At 62.4% G+C, this 237-nt stretch carries 1 protein-coding gene; it reads right to left on the reverse strand.

Annotation, left to right across the window (positions count from 1 at the left end; all coding sequences use genetic code 11):
• On the reverse strand, positions 1-237 hold a 237-nt coding region (locus RVY79_RS21500; protein WP_317466654.1), incomplete at both ends, for a hypothetical protein.

Raw genomic sequence — 237 nt, forward strand, 5'->3', positions numbered from 1 at the left:
GTCACGGAGGTCAGACCACCGTTGGCCTTCACGATGTCGTACGCCGCCGCCACCATGTTGCCGATGTCCGTCTCTTCCTGCGCCGCCACAGCGTCCGGGCCGTTCGAATCGACGCGCAGCCATTCGCCGTTGATCTCGTTGGCGATCTCCCACACGTCCACCACGTTCTTCAGGGTGCCCACCAGCTCGTTGGTACGTGCCGTGTAGGTTTGCAGATCGCTCGGGAAGTAGTACGAG

Source organism: Chromohalobacter sp. HP20-39 (assembly GCF_033052815.1).
Lineage (GTDB): Bacteria > Pseudomonadota > Gammaproteobacteria > Pseudomonadales > Halomonadaceae > Chromohalobacter.